The organism is Syntrophotaleaceae bacterium (genome assembly GCA_041390365.1).
Lineage (GTDB): Bacteria > Desulfobacterota > Desulfuromonadia > Desulfuromonadales > Syntrophotaleaceae > JAWKQB01.
Map to the genome: position 1 here is coordinate 1,404,393 of JAWKQB010000001.1, position 16,421 is coordinate 1,420,813.

Below are 16,421 nucleotides of genomic sequence, written 5' to 3' on the forward strand. Positions count from 1 at the left end.
CCCCTTTACGCGTACTGTTCCAGAATGTCTTCCAGGCCATTCACGGTCAGTCGGCCGTGGGTATCCTCGTTGATCATGATGCACGGCGCCAGGCCGCACGCCCCGATACAGGCCACCGATTCCAAAGTGAAACGCAGATCCTCCGTAGTGCCGCCGTTATCGACACCCAGAATTTCCTTGAGCCGTTCGAAAACTTTGGCGTTGCCCAGCACGTGACAGGCAGTGCCCAGGCAAACCCGGATAATGTTCCTGCCGCGGGGTTTGAGGTGAAACTGGGCGTAGAAAGTGACTACTCCGAACACCTCGCTGAAAGGAATCTTCAGTTCACTGGAAATCTTCTCGAGCACGGCCTCGGGCAGGTATCCGTAGATATCCTGTGCTCCCTGCAGTACAGGGATCAAAGCTCCCTTGTATCCGCGGTAGTGATCAAGCAATTCCATCATCTGACTATCTTGTGGCGATTCGACTACCTCGCCGCAACACTTGCAATCTGCCATGATCTTCTCCTTTCCAAAAATTTTTATTGCTTTAAACAGGGGGCCACCAAAGTACCCCTGATTCCATAAGCGGGTCGGATCTGAACAGCGGCCGGACGAAAAAACCCGCACCAAAAATACCGGAAGAAAATATCCAGTATTTCAAGATGCGGGTTTCGTTGAGTCCACCAGAGGCGGAGATCGAAATAAGCGCAACAAGTATTCTTTTTTAAAATTTCGTTATTTAAAGGACTATATAACGAATAACATCTGCAGCAGAGTTCAGCCGGTCCGATACTGCTCATCAATTATTTGCAGATAAAAAGTTGTTTCTGCATGAAGCGTTGGGAAACTCTATCTTCCTCACAAACGATCCCAAACTTTTTCACAAGCATATCAGCGACACCCGAAGCGTCTTCCAGATCGAACAACGGCACCCCAATGGACCAGTTCACATCGCTTACCACCGCAAGCAATTCTTCAGGCGGGCACAGCAGTTCTCGGGAGCGCGCCTGCCGATGGATCTCAATTTTCGGCTTGTTGGCTCGCTTATAGCCTTCTACGAGGATTATATCCACGCCCACCAGCAGTTCGGCAATCTGGTCAAGGCTCAGCTCCTGTTCGACATGTCGAACCATGGCCACTTTGGTGGGACATGAGATGGCGACGGCGTCGGCACCTGCCTGGGCATGGCGCCAGCTATCTTTTCCCGGCCTGTCCATTTCAAAACCATGGACATCGTGCTTCACAGTTCCTGTACGCACTTTCCGTTTTTTAAATTCCCTGATCAGTTTTTCAAGGAAAGTTGTTTTTCCGGTACCAGACATACCGACCAGAACCACGACCGGAATTGCAGGCATTAAAGATCACTCCATTTTTTATCGACAGCGTTCATTTCGATCCGGAATGCCGTTCCAGCATCGGAATCGGCATCAGCTTCACAACCATCGAATCCTTCAGGATCAACACGAAAAGTCTGGGCGATTACCGTCGGTCTGTATGAAAGGGTGGATATCGGTATCCACCCTTTCCGTTACAGGGTTCAGTCAGCGGCAGGAACAGCATCGATCCCCTGGGCTGCTTTGGGCACATATTTCTTATTGCTCAAACCGAAAGTGATGAGCAGACCGGCCATCAGGAGAACTGCGCCGCAAATGAAGCTGTACTGGGCAGCCTGGGCTGCAAAGTTATCCTTGACGAAAGCGACGATCTGAGGACCGACGATGCCGGCACATCCCCAGGCGGTAAGGATCGTCCCGTAGACCACCGGCATGTTCTTGGCACCGAACACGTCAAGTACGAAGGAGGGCATGGACCCGAACCCGCCGCCGTAGCAAAGAAGCACGTAGCAGACGAGCACCCCGAAAAAAATCGGGTTATTCACGAACAGCAGAGCGATAAAAACCAGGAACTGAGTGCCGAGGATGAGCCGGAAGGTCTGAACGCGGCCGATCTTGTCGGACAAGCCACCCCAGAAGAAGCGGCCGATGCCGTTGAAAATGGAGCTGACGGCAATCAGGGTGGCGCCGGATGCAGCCAGGGAAGCGATGACCGCCGGGTCAGACCAGGTCGCCGGATCCAGCTTCTTTTTCAGCAGATCCTGCAGCAGCGGCGACTGGAAACCGATAAACATGATGCCGGCGATGATGTTGAAGAAGAAGATGATCCACATCAGCAGGAAGCGAGGTGACAAGATGCACTGCTTGGATGTGATTGCGTCATCGGCTTTCTGGGAGGCTGCGGTGGTCGCGGGCGGGGTATAGCCTTTCGGCACGAAACCCGCCGGAGGATTCTGCAGGAAGAAGCCGGCCGGCAGGGTTACGGCGAGCATGAAGATACCGATCGCGGTGAACACCTGGGCAAGATTGCCGTTGAAGGTGGCCATGAAGATTGGGGCAAGAATCTTGGCCATCACCAGGGCGCCGAAACCGAAACCCATGACCACCATGCCGGTGATAAAGCCCTTTTTATCCGGGAACCATTTGGCGGCAGTGGCAACCGGGGTGACATAGCCGAGGCCCAGACCGCATCCTCCGATCACGCCGTAGCCGATATAGAGCAGCGGAATGCTCTGGATGGACAGAGCATAGGCGCCGATCAGATAGCCGACACCGAACAGAAAGCCGCCCAACATGGCCAGTTTGCGGGGGCCCTGCTTGGCGAGATTCATCCCTCCCCAGGCCGCTGCCAGGCCCAGGAAGAAAATAGCCAGACTGAAAGCCCAGGCCGCCTGCGCATTGGTCCAACCATTGGCGTCCATAATCGGCTTCTGAAAGTAGCTCCAGGCATAGACGGTGCCAAGACACACCTGCAGCAGGGTCCCCATGATGGCGACGGTCCAACGATTGGGATGTTTTTCCATGGACATTGTCATTCTCCTTTGAAAAAAATGGCATTTCGGCTGAGCAACGGTCCACTCCGTCCCTCTCGCCCCCTACAAATCATTTCAGAATCAGGGCAACTGCCCTTTACAACACGGTTTTGGGCCTAAACCGCAAAAAACCCGCTATGACACCGAATAACTGTCGGTATCATTGCGGGTTTCGTCGGGTCCGCCGAGGCGGAGGGCGAAATAAGCGCCTTGATATAAATGAGTTTTGAAGGAAAAAAGACCGGCTTTTTCCGTATTTGTTGTTGAAAAAAGGGTCAGATTTTAGATGGAAACTGAAGCCGGGCCGATATTACCAAAGGCTGTCGCCAATTTCAAACAATTTTTTGGCGAAGAAGCAAAAAACCTGACCCTAAATTAAAAAGACTTCCGCACCGGACAATGTCAGCCCGAAGCGTTCCCTGCCAGGATGTTTTCCTGCCATGCTTCAAAATCTTTTCGGGAATTGAGATTTAGAAACATCTTCCAGCCGGGACTGAAACGGCGGGCATCCTGTTCCGGGATATATAATGCTTTTTCGGAACGCAGATACTGAAAAATGGATTTCCCTCCCTCTCGGAGATAAAGTTCCATGGATGGCAAAAGATCGCGGGAATAAAATGCGTTGAATGGCTCTATCCAATTACCGAAACGGGTGACGCAGGCTTCCATCCCACTGCTTTTCAATTGCCCCTGCAGGAAAGAAATGTACTCGAGAGAGATGTTGGGCATATCGCAGGCCAGCAGATAAACATAACGGGAGGCAGCCGATTTGAGTCCGATATGGATGCCGCTCAGCGGTCCACCTCCCTGAATTTCGTCGCTGACCACGAGAAAGGAGGTATCCCGGTAAAGATCGGGTGTATTGGTCACGACAATAAGCTGCGCGAAAGCACGGGACAAAACCTCCTCGTGATGGCGGAGTAAATAGCGATTTTTGACCTGAAGATACTGCTTGTCGAAACCCATTCGACTGCTTTTACCGCCGGCAAGAATAACTGCGCTGCCGAACTCCATCGCACAACTCCCTGTTGCAATCTTGTGAAACAGATAACAAATCCCACCTTGTCATCGCCAATTGAAAAAGGAAAAAGGGCAGACCATTCATCCACCCTTTTTCGCCATTACATTTTTCCGGTCGACATACAGCTGCAAAAATTTTTTAGAAATCCCCCCGCGGCGAGCGCGGGGGGGGGGGAGGACACGCAATCAGGCCACCGAAGGAGCGGGCTTTTCGCTCCTGAGCCTTTTGGGAACCCATTTTTCGTCCTTCAACACCAGGGTGATGACCACACCCGCCACCAGAATGGCAGCGGCGGAAATGAACACGTAGCGGCCGGCACTGGCGCCGAAGTTATCTTTGAAATAGGCCACCAACTGCGGACCGACGATCCCGGCGCATCCCCAGGCGGTAAGAATAACCCCATAAACAAACGGCATCAGCCGAGGTCCATAGGTATCCAGAACGTAGGAAGGCATTGTGCCGAAACCACCGCCGTAGCAGAGAATGACGTAGCAGACGCCAACGCTGAAAAGGAAGGCGCTGTTGATGTAAAGAAGGGCGATAAAAACGACAACCTGCGAAGCGAGCATCAACCGGAAGGCGTTGGTGCGACCGATCTTGTCGGAAAGACCACCCCAGAAGAAACGACCGATGCCGTTGAACAGGGAGCTGATGCCGATGAGGGTCGCCCCGGCCGCCGCCAGTTTGGCTATCACTGCGGGATCGGTCAGCTGGGCTGGGTCATAGGCCTTTTTCAGAATGTCCTGCAGCATCGGCGACTGGAAGCTGATGAACATGATGCCGGCACAGACGTTGAGGAAAAGCACCAACCACATCATGAAAAAGCGGCCGGAGGCGAGACATTCGCCGGCGGTGATGGTGTCGTCAGCAGCGGCGGCGGATCCGGGAGCCGCCTTGGCAGGGGCCGCCATGCCGGCGGGAGCCCAGCCTGCCGGCGGAGTGACCATGAAGGAGCCGGGGATCAGGGTCAGCACCAGCATGACCACACCAAGTCCGTAGAACACGGTCACCAGGTTGCCGCCGGCCATGCTGAGGCCGATCGGACCGAGAACCTTGGCCATGAGCAGCGCGCCGAAACCGAAGCCCATGACGACCATGCCGGTGATAAGCCCCTTTTTGTCAGGAAACCATTTGGCGGCTACCGACACGGGCGTCACGTAGCCCATACCGAGACCGAGGCCGCCGATCAGGCCGTAGCCGAGGTAGAGCAGAGCCAGGCTGTGGATGGAGAGGGCATAGGCGGCAATTAGGTAACCGACACCGAACAGGGTACCTCCGGTCATCGCCAGCACTTTGGCGGGAATCTTCCCCTGGGCCATCTTGATGCCGCCGATGGCGGCCCCTACGCCCAAAAAGAAGATCGCGGCGCTGAAGGCCCAGGCAGCCTGGACATTGGTCCAGCCATAGGTGTTGACCAGGGGTTTCTGCCAGAAGCTCCAGGCGTAAACGGTGCCGAGGGCCACCTGGAGGAGGGTCGCCATAATGGCGATGGTCCAACGGTTGGGAAGTTTTTCCATGGACATTGTTATTCTCCTTTGCAATAGAAATCGTGGCAGGGGATGCTCCATTACACCCCCTGCCCGCCCATATACTGGTCGACTTCAGATCTTTTCTATCCGGGCCGCACAGGATTTATATTCAGGGATTTTTGCGATCGGATCGACGACAGGGTTGGTCAAGGTGTTGGCCGCTCCTTCAGCAAAATGGAATGGCATGAAGACCACACTTTCCTTGAGCTTGTCCGTCAGCTTGGCAGTCACCTCGACCCGACCGCGCCGGGTGGCGACGGCCACCTTTTCCCCATCTTTCACCCCGAGCTTAGCGGCTCTGTCAGGGTGAATTTCAACGAAGGACTCGGGAGACATCCTGTTCAGGCCATCCACTTTGCCGGTCATGGTCCGGGTATGATAGTGATAGAGGACCCGGCCCGTGGTCATGACCAGGGGATATTCCTCACAAGGCAGTTCGGCACTGGGCTTGAAAACCGCCGGACGGAAAAGCCCCAAGCCACGGGCGCACTTGCCGGAGTGCAGGAATCTCGTGCCGAGGTGGTCTTCTGTCGGGCAGGGCCACTGCAAGCTGCCCAGTTCGTTCAGGCGCTGGTAGCTGATCCCGGCATAAGAAGGCGTTACCGTGCGGATTTCGCTGAAGATCTCCTCGGCGCAGGAATAGTTGGCCTTGATGCCGAGGCGCTGCAGAAGCTCCGCCAGAATCTGCCAGTCGGATTTGCAGCCGCCAATGGGTTCGATGGCTTTGCGTACCATCTGCACCCGCCGTTCGGTGTTGGAAAAAGTCCCGTCCTTTTCGGCGAAGGATGCGGCCGGCAGAACCACATCGGCCAACTGCGCCGTTTCGGTGAGGAAGATATCCTGAACCACCAGGAACTCGGTACCCTTCAGAGCTTCTTCGACATGGGCAAGGTCCGGGTCGGATACCATCGGGTTCTCGCCCATAATGTACAGGAGCTTGATGTCCCCATGACCGGCCTTGTGGACGATTTCGGTCAGGGTCAGACCGACCTTGTCAGACAGTTCAACCCCCCACGCCTTTTCGAACTTGGCCTTGATATCGGGGTTCGCCACGCTCTGATAGCCGGGGTAGGTGCCGGGCAGACCGCCCATGTCGCAAGCGCCCTGGACGTTGTTCTGCCCGCGAAGCGGGTTGATACCACCCGACTCGATGCCGATGTTGCCGCAGAGCAGAGCGAGGTTCGAGAGGGTCATGACCCCTTCGGTCCCACTGGAATGCTGGGTGACCCCCATGCAGTAGACGATCGAACCTTTTTCCGCACCTGCATAGAGCCGAGCGGCGGCCTTGATGTCTTCAGCACTGACCCCGCAGACCTGGGCCGCTTTTTCCGGAGTGAAGTCGGCGACGGTTTTGACCAGTTCGTCGTAGTTCTCGGTACGTTCCTTGATGTACTCGGCAGCCTGGAGCCCTTCACTGATGATATGGCTCATGATGCCGTTATACAGGGCGATATTGGTGCCCGGAGTGATCTGCAGGAAGATATCCGCATCGGCGGCCAGATCGATTCTCCGAGGCTCGGCAACAATAATTTTCGCGCCTTTCTTTTTAGCCTGACGGACTTTCGCGCCCACGACCGGATGGGATTCGGTGGTATTGGAACCGGTGATAAAAATGACGTTGCTGTCAACCAACTCGTTGATGCTGTTGGTCATTGCGCCACTGCCAAGCGTCGTTGCCAGACCGGCAACAGTGGAGGAGTGTCATAATCGGGCGCAGTGATCGACATTGTTCGTGCCGAACCCCGCGCGCACCAGCTTCTGGAAAAGGTAGTTCTCTTCGTTGGTCACCCGGGCCGAAGTCAGGCCGGCGAGAGCGTCGCTGCCGAATTCCGCCCTGGTTTTCCTGACCTTGTCGGCGATGAGATCGAGAGCCTCATCCCAGCTTGCCTCGACAAGGGTGTCATTTTTCCTGATCAACGGTTTTTTCAGGCGGTCGGGATGGTTGATGAAGTTGAAGCCGAACTTGCCCTTGACGCAGAGCAGGCCGTCGTTGGAAGCACCGTTGGCCGGCTCAACACCAACCACCTTGTTCCCCTTGGTGACAAGGTCCATCTGGCAGCCAACGCCGCAGTAGGAACAGGTCGTCCGGGTTCTGGACACTTCCCAGGCACGGAACTTTTCCTTGCTTTTCGGCATCAGGGCGCCGACCGGGCAGACCGATACGCAGTTGCCGCAGGAAACGCAGGTGGACTCGTCCATCCCTTTGTCGAAGGGGGCGACTGGATGCACGGTGAAGCCGCGGTTGCCGAAACCGATGGCATTGGTGTTCTGAAAGCCGGTGCAGACTTGAACGCAGCGGCGGCAGGCCACGCATTTATTCAGGTTGCGCACATAAAACTGATTGGTTTCGTCCAGCGGAAAATCGTTCTGCTGGCCGGGAAACATGGTTTCCTCGATGCCGTACTTGTAGCAGAGATCCTGCAGTTTGCAGGCGCCGGCTTTTTCGCAGGTCAGACAGTCGAGGGGATGGTCGGACAGCATCAGGTTGATAACCGTCTTCCGCGCCTCGACAACCCGGGGGGTATCAGTCTTGACCACCATCCCCTGCATCAGAGGAGTGGCGCAGGCGGGAGCCAGGTTGCGGCGGCCTTCCACCTCAACCACGCAGACGCGGCAGGCGGCGGCCTGCTCGCTGAATTTCTTTTCCATTTCCAGGTAGCACAGTGTCGGAATCTCGATACCGACCTTCTCGGCTGCCTGAAGGATCGTGCTGCCGGCCGGCATTTCGACTGCCTGGCCGTCAATCGTTACAGTCAACACAGACATGAGACGTTACTCCTTTCCTTGTCCCCGTTATTATCTCTTGATGATGGCGTCGAACTTACACTTGTCGAGGCAGGCGCCGCACTTGATACAGGCGGCCTGATCGATCACGTGTACTTCCTTCGCCTTGCCGCTGATGCAGTTCACCGGGCAGACCCTGGCGCACAGCGTACAGCCGACGCACTTCTCGGGCACCACGACGAACTCCAGCAGGTCGGTACACACGCCGGCCGGGCACTTCTTGTCGCGGACGTGGGCGCGGTACTCGTCTTCGAACACGCGCATGGTCGACAGAACCGGGTTGGGCATGGTCTGACCGAGACCGCACAGAGCGGTGTCCTTGACATTGGCGGCCAGCATCTTCAGTTTGTCGACGTCGTCGTCGGTGGCCAGACCCTTGGTGATCTTGTCCAGGGTCTCATAGATGCGCTTGGAACCGATGCGGCAGGGCGTACATTTGCCGCAGGTCTCGTCCATGGTGAAGTCGAGGAAGAACTTGGCGATGGAGACCATGCAGTCGTCCTCGTCCATGACGATCATGCCGCCCGAACCCATCATCGACTGGCAGGCGATCAGGCTCTCGTAGTCGATCTTGACGTCGAGATCCTTGTAGGTCAGCGCGCGCCGGAGGGTCCGCCGGTCTGCACGGCCTTGAACTCCTTGCCGTTTTCCACGCCGCCGCCGACTTCGAAAATGACTTCTTTCAGGGTGATGCCCATCGGAACTTCGATCAGACCGACGTTGTTGATCTTGCCGGCCAGGGCGAACACCTTGGTGCCCTTGGAGGTCTCGGTGCCGATCTTGTTGAACCAGTCGGCGCCCTTGACCAGGATGGCGGGAATAGCGGCCAGAGTCTCGACGTTGTTGACAATGGTCGGCTTGTCCCAGTAACCGGCTTCAGCCGGGAAAGGAGGCTTGGTGTAAGGCTCGCCGCGGTTGCCTTCCATGGAGTTGATCAGCGCGGTCTCTTCGCCACAGACGAAGGCGCCGGCGCCGTACTTCAGTTCGATGTCGAAGCTGAAGTTGGTGCCGAAGATGTTGTTGCCCAGAACGCCCATCTCTTTGGCCTGAGCGATGGCGATCTGCAGGCGTTTGATGGCCAGGGGATATTCGGCACGGATGTAGATGGTCCGTTGCCGCCGCCGATGGCATAGCCTCCGATGGCCATGGCTTCCAGCACGCTGTGCGGGTCGCCTTCGAGAACGGCACGGTCCATGAACGCGCCCGGGTCGCCTTCGTCGGCGTTACAGACCACGTACTTGGTGTCGGACTGGTATTTGGCGGCGAAGCCCCACTTCACGCCGGTGGGAAGCCGGCACCGCCACGACCGCGCAGGCCCGATTTCTTCATCTCTTCGATGACCTGCTCGGGGGTCATTTCGGTCACACATTTGCCCAGGGCCTGATAGCCGCCGACGGCAATGTAGGATTCGATGCTCTCCGGATCGATGAAACCGGAGTTCCTGGTAGCGATCCTGAGCTGTTTTTTTGCTGACATGGCCTTTTTCTCCTCATTCAATTCAATAAAAGGTGGGGCTAAAAAACCACCCGTTCGTAGCCCACCGGGATGACTTTGACGCCATCCACCATCTCACCGGTCTTGATATATTTCTCGACCAGCGCCTTGGCTTTTTCAGCATGAACCTTGCCGAACACGACCGGCTCCTTGCCGGGCAGTGTAATTTCGACAGTGGGCTCGGAATGGCAGTAGGTCATGCAGCCGGACTGCATGAATTCCACGGCGAGACCCTGAGCGGCGGCTTCGGCCTTCATGGCGTCCAGCACTTCCCTGCCGCCGGAGGCGATGCTGCAGGTGGCGAGGGACACGTTGACGAGGGGCTTGCCGGCCTTGGCTTTCGCGGCGGCCAGCAGTTCTTCGCGTTTCTTGTTGAGTTCAGCAATACTGTTAATCTTTGCCATTTTCTTAACCTCTCCTGATCAAGAAAAGTCCGCGATAATATCTTTAACCATGTCAGGCTTCACATGCCCGTAGACCTTCTCCCCGACCATGATGATCGGCGCCAGGGCGCAGGCGCCCACGCAGCGAAGGCAATCGATGGAGAATTTGCCGTCGGGGGTAACTTCACTCACTTCGACATTGAGCTGTTGCTTGAGAGCCTCGACAACCTTGTCTGCGCCCTTAACGAAACAGGCAGTACCCATACAGACGGAGATGGGATGCTTGCCCTTCGGTACCATGGTAAAGAAGGTGTAAAAGCTCACCACTCCGTAAACATGCACGACCGGAACATTCATACGGTCGGCGACAAAGGTCTGCACTTCTTCGGGCAGGTAGCCGAAAAGGCTCTGCGCTTTGTGAAGTGCCGTCACAAGATGGCCTTCCCTGCAGGGCAGCTGCCGAATGAATTCATCGAGATCCCGATAAAGGTTCTCCGGCAGGACATAGCCCTCGGGGAGAACACACTCCCCGCTTTTTTGACACGTTGACATCATTTCCTCCCCTGTTGACGTTTGCCCGGGTTTCAACCGGAGACTTCTGCAGACTCCTCCCCCAGGCCGAAATTGTCCGGCAATCCGCCTTGATCGAGGGTATGAGTACCTGTCCCGGAGACTGAACGCACCCCTCCCTCGGTACCGAAATGCGTCGACGGGGCTATCCCCTCCGGAGGCTGGACAAACCCCTCCCTCCGTGCACATTCGCAGCTGGTGCCGGTCTGCTAACTGGTCAAATTGTCTGGGTAAGTTGGTGGGGTGGGGAAAAAACCTTTAAAACTTCGAAGGCTTTTCCTCCTCCTGCATTAAATAAAAAAGTGTTTCCGTGTTTCTTTCGGCCCTCTTCAAAGCTTCGCCCTGATACCTGAAGGCTTCAACGAACCGATTTCATTGCAGTTCGCTGGGCCGACATACAAACTCCATGTTTCCATGGACAAATTCAGTCAAATTCTTCTGCATTTTCCAGGTAATGTACAGGCCGTGCAGATGATACCAGAGAAGCATATCGTACTCAAACATTTTTTTAGCGGAGGTGAAAAAACAGGATAAATAATTGAAAATCTATGGAAAGTAGCTTTATCTGTCGCAGAATTTCAGTCGGGAAATGGCGTCGGGTCGACCCGGCCAATGTAAGGAAGGGCTCGAAACTTGTCGCCGCAGTCCAGGCCGTAGCCGACCACCCAGATATCGGCAATGTCGAAACCCCTGTAATCCAGGGTTATATCGACCTTCTGCCGGCCCTGCTTATGCAGCAGGGCACAGGTTTTCAGACTGGCCGGTTGACGGGCGAGAAAGAGCTTTACCAGGTATTGCATGGTATACCCGCTGTCCAGTATATCGTCGACGATCAGGACATGCTTGCCCCGGATATCCAGGCGCAGGTCAAGCACCATTCGGACTGCGCCGGTGCTGACCGTACTGTTGCCATAGGAAGAAACGGAGATGAAGTCGATGCGCCGCGAGACAGTGAGCAGGCGAGATAGGTCGGCGAGGAAGATATAGCACCCCCGCAGGACGCCGACCAGGATAAGCTCATCCACCTCGGCATAATCGCCGGAGATCTCGAGAGCCAGTTCTTCGACCCGTTGTCGAATTCGAACTTCATCAAACAGGACTTCAGGCAGGGTAGAATGCATGGCTACTCATCGGGAAACAGGGAAACCGGTTGCATGCGATCGACGTCGATCAGGCCGAGATCGGTCAGCTTCAGCGAGGGAATCACCTCCAGTCCAAGAAAGCTTAAGGTCATGAACGGATCATCCAGAGGCGAGCCGAGCTCCGCCGCGGCCTTTTTCAAGCGGGCGGCTACAGCGGCGACCTCCTCGATCGTTCGATCGGACATCAGACCCGCCAGCGGCATGGGGAGCAGGCACTTCACCTCGTCCCCCTGAGCGACGGCAAGACCGCCTTGAGCTTCCACCACGGCTCTTGCGGCCGTGAGCATCGAACGGTCATCGGCTCCCGCAATGATCAGATTGTGATGATCGTGGGCCACGGTACCGGCCAGGGCCCCGTGATGAAGCCCCAGTCCCTGGACGAAACCCAGACCGACACGTCCGCTGCCCCGATGCCGTTCGACAACAGCTAACTTGAGCAGATCCCGATTTGGGTCGGACAGCGCCAGACCGTTTTCAATCTTCGCCCGGCAGATGCTTTCTTCGGTAACAAGCTGACCCGGTACTATGTGGATCGCCCGGATCCGGTTGCCGCGGACTCGAAGGGAAAAATCGAGCTTTTCCACAGCGACTTTCACGCTGGCACGCAGCCTTTTCGGCTCTGTCTCTGCACTTGCCCCAACCCGGTGATCGGGCAAGGCCCTGCTGCAGGACACCAGTCTACCGCCGAAATAGACTTCAGCCGGATGAAAATTTTCAAGACTCTCCAGAACCACAAGATCGGCACGTCGGCCGGGTCCTATGAAGCCTCGATCGAAAAGCTGAAAGTACTCCGCGGCGTTCAATGTCGCCATGCGGATGGCCGTCAGCGGATCGATCCCGCCTCGAATCGCCATGCGTACATGATGGTCAACGGACCCCTTGTTCAAAAGATCCTGGGGATTGAGATCGTCGGTACAGAAGCAGATCCAGCGCTCGGTTGCAGAGGTCACCAGGGGAAGCAGATCCTGCAGGTTGCGGGCGGCGCTCCCTTCCCGCAGAAACAGATGCATCCCTCTGCGCAGCTTCTCCCGACCCTCATCGACAGAGGTGGATTCGTGGTCGGAACGGATCCCCGGGGCGATGTAGGCATTCAGATCGTTTCCGTCGAGACCCGGACAATGTCCGTCGATGATCCGGTCTGCGAAAAGAGCGAGTTCATCGAGAAGCCGCTCATCCCCCTTGACCACGGCGGGAAAATCCATGACCTCTCCCAGCCCGACCACCTGCCCTTCCTTCCGCAACCGGACAAGGTCGGCAGGTTTCAGCGCTGAGCCGGAGGTAGACAGGGGGGTGGCCGGGACCGAGGACGGGACGGTAAGAAGGATGTCCAGGGGGCCCTCCCGTCCGTCCCGGGCCATATAGAGAACCCCTTCCAGGCCCAGAACATTGGCGATTTCATGAGGATTGGCGATGACAGTGGTCACGCCTCGGGCAACCACCGCCCGTGCATATTCCCTGGGTCTGACGAGAGAGCTTTCGATATGAACATGGGCATCTATGAGCCCGGGGCATACCAGACGTCCGCCGAGATCGATCTCGTGTTTTCCCCTGTAACCCTTACCGATCCCCGCTATTGTATCTCCGCACAGAACAATCTCCGTCGGGTAGATCTCTTTTGCAAGGACGTCGACCAGTCTCAGGTTCCTGAGTACCAAATCACCCGGCCGGGCCCCCCGCGCCACCGCCAGAAGTTCCCGCTTTTCCATTGTCGTCCCTGGCCTCTCAAAGGCTCGAAAGATGGTCCCTCCTCTTATCGTGATCGTTGTGGTAATCGTTGACGGCAATCGACCGCTCCCGCTACCGGGGAACTGACAACGATGGAGCGCCGTCTGAAACGTTTCTGCTTAATCTATTATAGCGGGTCGCCAACCGATGAGAGCTGGAAAACATTTGTTACACCTCCACTCCCAGAAAGGAACGCACGGCAAGACCGATCAGAAAACTGATCCCGGCCACGCCGAAGCTCAGGGCGGTCATTTCCATGAACCTCACCCTGAAAGAGAGATCCTGGGCGACTGAAATGTAATAGTTGAAGACGGCAATGATCACCGCCGCCGCAGATAAAGTGAGGGCCAGACAAAGATAGAGATGTTCGAACAGAAGGTACGGCAGGATGAGGAGAACGACCGTAGCCACATAGGCCAGTCCGGTATAGATGGAGGCTTTCAGAGGGGATTTGTTCTGGTTTTCCGTTTTGGTGGAGAGGTATTCAGAGGCGCCCATGGAAAAAGCGGCGGCAAGTCCGGTGATCAATCCCGTGACGGCGACCAGCCGCGTGTTCTGCAGTGCAAAGGTCAGACCTGCGAGTGCTCCGGTCAGTTCCACCAGGGCGTCGTTCAGCCCCAGCACAATCGAACCGATATAGCGCAACCGTTCCTCGTCGAGAAGTTCGATCAGGGCCCTTTCGTGATCATTCTCCTCCTCGACGATGCGATTGGCTTCAGGAAAGGCGGGGCGCAGCTTTTCGTACTGGGTCTGCGCGTTCTCCTCACCCCTCTCCATGAGCTTGATGCCGAAGGTCAGACCGAATATCCTGCTGACGAAATAGTAGAACCAGACTTTCAGGCGTTGCGGACCGACGTCCTGCCGGGTGTGCTTGCGCCAGTCGTGATAGTGTTTTCGCTCATCCTCGGCGATGTCCTCCAGCACCCTGGCATTCGGCGATCCGGCCAGGCTTCCCGCCAGCTTGCGGTAGATGTGGTATTCGGTGATTTCGTTTTCCTGATACCGGAGAAGCTGATCTTTGAGGACTTGCTTCTTCATGGTCACTCCCATGAAAAAAGGGGGCCCGCTCCAAGACGGACCCCCTGTTTCGATATTGGCGGCCCCGGCGCGATTCGAACGCACGACCTACCGCTTAGGAGGCGGTTGCTCTATCCGACTGAGCTACGGGGCCTGAAGGGCCGTTTATAACTTATGCCGGTTGGATTGGCAAGATTTTTCTCACCCCGTCGACACCAGCAAGCCCAGTCCCGGGCTAGAATTTGAGCAGGCTGAACACCTTGCCATCAGGCAACTTCTTTCGTCCGCCGAGAAATTCGAGCTCCGTCAGAAAAGCGCATTCGACCACCTCGGCACCCAGCTTTTCCACCAGGGCGACGACCGCGGCCACGGTGCCCCCGGTCGCCAGCAGATCGTCCGCGACCACGACCCGATCCCCAGGCTTGAAAGCGTCCTCGTGGATTTCAAGGGTGTCGGTGCCGTATTCCAGTTCATAGGTCTGGCGGATGGTTTTGTAAGGCAGCTTTCCGGCTTTTCGAACCAGTGTGATGCCGGTGCCCAGCTTGTACGCCAGGGCCGCACCGAGAATGAAACCCCGGGCTTCAACCCCGACCACCTGATCGATCTTCTGCCCGATATAGCGATGGGCCAGCAGATCGATCATTCTGTGATAGCTTTTCGCATCGGCCAAAAGGGTAGTTATATCCTTGAAGACAATGCCTTTTTTGGGAAAATCGGGAATATCCCGAATGGCCCCTTTCAAGTCGTCCACGTCACGCCCTCCCTGCTCAATTCAGATAGACTTTCAGAGCCTGGACCGCTGCCAAGGGCAGCAGATCCGGCTCCCGGCAATACGGGTCCGCCTCTTTTGTCAGCGCTTCTTCTCCTGGTCCTGCTCCATGAAAGCCTCCCCTTCCGCTTCCTTTTCTTCCATAATGCGACGCAGTTTTTCCAGGCTCTTGGCTTCGATCTGACGAATCCTCTCCCGGGTGACACCGAACTGTCGTCCTATGGTATCGAGGGTCTGGGGCTCGCGGTCCTCGAGTCCGAAACGCAGCACCAGAATCTCCCGCTCGTTATCCCCAAGGGTATTGAGCCATTCGCTGATGTGGGCGAACTTGTCCAGATCTTCGATGAAATTCTGCGGATTATCCGCATTCACGTCCTCGATTGTGTCAATCAGGCTGTAATCCCGGTTTTCCCCCATTGGGTGTTCAATGGAATAGGTTTTCTTCACCAGGACCATGAGTCGGCGAATATAAGCCGGTTCGACCCCCATCGCCTCGGCGATCTCATTGACCTGGGGTTCGCGGTTGAACTGGTGAACCAGCTCCCGGCTAATTTTGAGAAACTTGTTGATGTCGTCCGAGACATGGACCGGTAGACGAATGGTCCGGCTCTGGTTCACCAGGGCCCGCTCGATAGACTGCCTGATCCACCAGGTGGCATAGGTGGAAAACCGGCATTCCTTGCTGAGTTTGAAGCGTTCGACAGCCTTGATCAAACCCATGTTGCCTTCCTCGATCAGGTCGAGAAAAGGGAGTCCGCGGTTCATGTAACGCTTGGCGATCTTGACCACCAGACGCAGATTGGACTCGATCATGTGATCCCGAGCCGCTGCATCTCCAGTGGAGATTCGGCGGGCCAGATCCCTTTCCTCTTCCGCCGTCAACAATTTGGTCTTCTGAATCTCCTTCAGATAGAGTTTGATCGCGTCATCGCCGGCGCCTGCTCCATCGTCCTTTTCCTCCTCCTCCGCCTCCTCCTCGTCGCTCAACTCCAGCTCGGCTTCTTCTTCCGGTGAAGGCTCCTCTTCATCCTTGTTGGCCTCTTCATCAAACGAATCGGTTTCGTAATCGTTCATCATATCCATATGTCTTCAGCGACCTCCAGAATCGATAATTGTTTTGGCGACGTGCATCACTGCTGA

At 56.2% G+C, this 16,421-nt stretch carries 17 protein-coding genes and 1 tRNA gene; all 18 read right to left on the bottom strand.

All coding sequences use genetic code 11. From position 1 onward, the window contains the following. Window positions 1-5: 5 nt before the first annotated feature. The 18 genes from nuoE to R2940_06570 all read right to left on the bottom strand — a co-directional run bounded on the left by nuoE (window position 6) and on the right by R2940_06570 (window position 16,364). Entirely contained in the window at window positions 6-497 is a 492-nt protein-coding gene (nuoE, locus tag R2940_06485) for an NADH-quinone oxidoreductase subunit NuoE (protein MEZ4599419.1), read from the bottom strand. Between the two features lie 287 nt (window positions 498-784). Further along, window positions 785-1,336 carry a molybdopterin-guanine dinucleotide biosynthesis protein B gene (mobB, locus tag R2940_06490; GenBank protein MEZ4599420.1) on the bottom strand — a complete coding sequence of 184 codons (552 nt, stop codon included), beginning with the start codon at window positions 1,334-1,336 and terminating at the stop codon, window positions 785-787. 182 nt (window positions 1,337-1,518) lie between these two features. Beyond that, window positions 1,519-2,844: an OFA family MFS transporter gene (locus R2940_06495; protein ID MEZ4599421.1), complete on the bottom strand. Its 1,326-nt coding sequence runs from the start codon at window positions 2,842-2,844 to the stop codon at window positions 1,519-1,521. A gap of 405 nt (window positions 2,845-3,249) precedes the next feature. Further along, complete coding sequence (locus tag R2940_06500; GenBank protein ID MEZ4599422.1) at window positions 3,250-3,861, bottom strand: molybdenum cofactor guanylyltransferase; 612 nt, start codon at window positions 3,859-3,861, stop codon at window positions 3,250-3,252. A 192-nt stretch (window positions 3,862-4,053) separates the two neighbouring features. Further along, on the bottom strand, window positions 4,054-5,391 hold the full coding sequence (locus tag R2940_06505; protein ID MEZ4599423.1) for an OFA family MFS transporter: 1,338 nt from the start codon (window positions 5,389-5,391) through the stop codon (window positions 4,054-4,056). A gap of 78 nt (window positions 5,392-5,469) precedes the next feature. Beyond that, complete coding sequence (gene fdhF, locus R2940_06510; GenBank protein ID MEZ4599424.1) at window positions 5,470-8,157, bottom strand: formate dehydrogenase subunit alpha; 2,688 nt, start codon at window positions 8,155-8,157, stop codon at window positions 5,470-5,472. A gap of 36 nt (window positions 8,158-8,193) precedes the next feature. After that, a complete protein-coding gene (locus R2940_06515) occupies window positions 8,194-8,718 on the bottom strand; it encodes an NADH-ubiquinone oxidoreductase-F iron-sulfur binding region domain-containing protein (GenBank protein MEZ4599425.1) in 525 nt (174 codons plus the stop codon). A gap of 56 nt (window positions 8,719-8,774) precedes the next feature. Continuing rightward, a complete protein-coding gene (locus tag R2940_06520; GenBank protein MEZ4599426.1) occupies window positions 8,775-9,263 on the bottom strand; it encodes an SLBB domain-containing protein in 489 nt (162 codons plus the stop codon). Next, window positions 9,161-9,550 carry a hypothetical protein gene (locus R2940_06525; GenBank protein MEZ4599427.1) on the bottom strand — a complete coding sequence of 130 codons (390 nt, stop codon included), beginning with the start codon at window positions 9,548-9,550 and terminating at the stop codon, window positions 9,161-9,163. The genes R2940_06520 and R2940_06525 overlap by 103 nt, the downstream gene beginning before the upstream one ends. Beyond that, complete coding sequence (locus tag R2940_06530; protein ID MEZ4599428.1) at window positions 9,457-9,657, bottom strand: hypothetical protein; 201 nt, start codon at window positions 9,655-9,657, stop codon at window positions 9,457-9,459. Before R2940_06530 ends, R2940_06525 begins: the two co-directional genes overlap by 94 nt. A gap of 38 nt (window positions 9,658-9,695) precedes the next feature. Then, window positions 9,696-10,079, bottom strand: coding sequence for a (2Fe-2S) ferredoxin domain-containing protein (locus tag R2940_06535; protein ID MEZ4599429.1), 384 nt, complete (start codon window positions 10,077-10,079; stop codon window positions 9,696-9,698). A gap of 18 nt (window positions 10,080-10,097) precedes the next feature. Then, window positions 10,098-10,610 (bottom strand): NAD(P)H-dependent oxidoreductase subunit E, encoded by a 513-nt coding sequence (locus R2940_06540; GenBank protein MEZ4599430.1) that lies wholly within the window; start codon window positions 10,608-10,610, stop codon window positions 10,098-10,100. A 596-nt stretch (window positions 10,611-11,206) separates the two neighbouring features. Continuing rightward, window positions 11,207-11,749, bottom strand: a complete 543-nt coding sequence (gene hpt / locus R2940_06545; protein MEZ4599431.1) for a hypoxanthine phosphoribosyltransferase — start codon at window positions 11,747-11,749, stop codon at window positions 11,207-11,209. A gap of 2 nt (window positions 11,750-11,751) precedes the next feature. Then, window positions 11,752-13,476, bottom strand: a complete 1,725-nt coding sequence (gene ade, locus R2940_06550) for an adenine deaminase (GenBank protein MEZ4599432.1) — start codon at window positions 13,474-13,476, stop codon at window positions 11,752-11,754. Window positions 13,477-13,663: 187 nt separating this feature from the next. Further along, window positions 13,664-14,533, bottom strand: coding sequence for a VIT1/CCC1 transporter family protein (locus tag R2940_06555; GenBank protein ID MEZ4599433.1), 870 nt, complete (start codon window positions 14,531-14,533; stop codon window positions 13,664-13,666). Between the two features lie 56 nt (window positions 14,534-14,589). Then, window positions 14,590-14,666, bottom strand: a tRNA-Arg gene (locus tag R2940_06560). 81 nt (window positions 14,667-14,747) lie between these two features. Continuing rightward, a complete protein-coding gene (locus R2940_06565) occupies window positions 14,748-15,284 on the bottom strand; it encodes an adenine phosphoribosyltransferase (protein ID MEZ4599434.1) in 537 nt (178 codons plus the stop codon). 78 nt (window positions 15,285-15,362) lie between these two features. Continuing rightward, entirely contained in the window at window positions 15,363-16,364 is a 1,002-nt protein-coding gene (locus R2940_06570; protein MEZ4599435.1) for a sigma-70 family RNA polymerase sigma factor, read from the bottom strand. Between the last annotated feature and the right edge of the window lie 57 nt (window positions 16,365-16,421).

Coding starts and splice junctions, on each gene's coding strand:
- R2940_06515 (MEZ4599425.1), bottom strand. CDS start 8,718: ATGATGGGTTCGGGCGGCATGATCGTCATGGACGAGGACGACTGCATG.
- R2940_06495 (MEZ4599421.1), bottom strand. CDS start 2,844: ATGTCCATGGAAAAACATCCCAATCGTTGGACCGTCGCCATCATGGGG.
- R2940_06500 (MEZ4599422.1), bottom strand. CDS start 3,861: ATGGAGTTCGGCAGCGCAGTTATTCTTGCCGGCGGTAAAAGCAGTCGA.
- mobB (MEZ4599420.1), bottom strand. CDS start 1,336: ATGCCTGCAATTCCGGTCGTGGTTCTGGTCGGTATGTCTGGTACCGGA.
- R2940_06535 (MEZ4599429.1), bottom strand. CDS start 10,079: ATGGCAAAGATTAACAGTATTGCTGAACTCAACAAGAAACGCGAAGAA.
- ade (MEZ4599432.1), bottom strand. CDS start 13,476: ATGGAAAAGCGGGAACTTCTGGCGGTGGCGCGGGGGGCCCGGCCGGGT.
- R2940_06530 (MEZ4599428.1), bottom strand. CDS start 9,657: ATGTCAGCAAAAAAACAGCTCAGGATCGCTACCAGGAACTCCGGTTTC.
- R2940_06570 (MEZ4599435.1), bottom strand. CDS start 16,364: ATGGATATGATGAACGATTACGAAACCGATTCGTTTGATGAAGAGGCC.
- R2940_06540 (MEZ4599430.1), bottom strand. CDS start 10,610: ATGTCAACGTGTCAAAAAAGCGGGGAGTGTGTTCTCCCCGAGGGCTAT.
- nuoE (MEZ4599419.1), bottom strand. CDS start 497: ATGGCAGATTGCAAGTGTTGCGGCGAGGTAGTCGAATCGCCACAAGAT.
- hpt (MEZ4599431.1), bottom strand. CDS start 11,749: ATGCATTCTACCCTGCCTGAAGTCCTGTTTGATGAAGTTCGAATTCGA.
- R2940_06555 (MEZ4599433.1), bottom strand. CDS start 14,533: ATGAAGAAGCAAGTCCTCAAAGATCAGCTTCTCCGGTATCAGGAAAAC.
- R2940_06525 (MEZ4599427.1), bottom strand. CDS start 9,550: ATGTGTGACCGAAATGACCCCCGAGCAGGTCATCGAAGAGATGAAGAA.
- R2940_06505 (MEZ4599423.1), bottom strand. CDS start 5,391: ATGTCCATGGAAAAACTTCCCAACCGTTGGACCATCGCCATTATGGCG.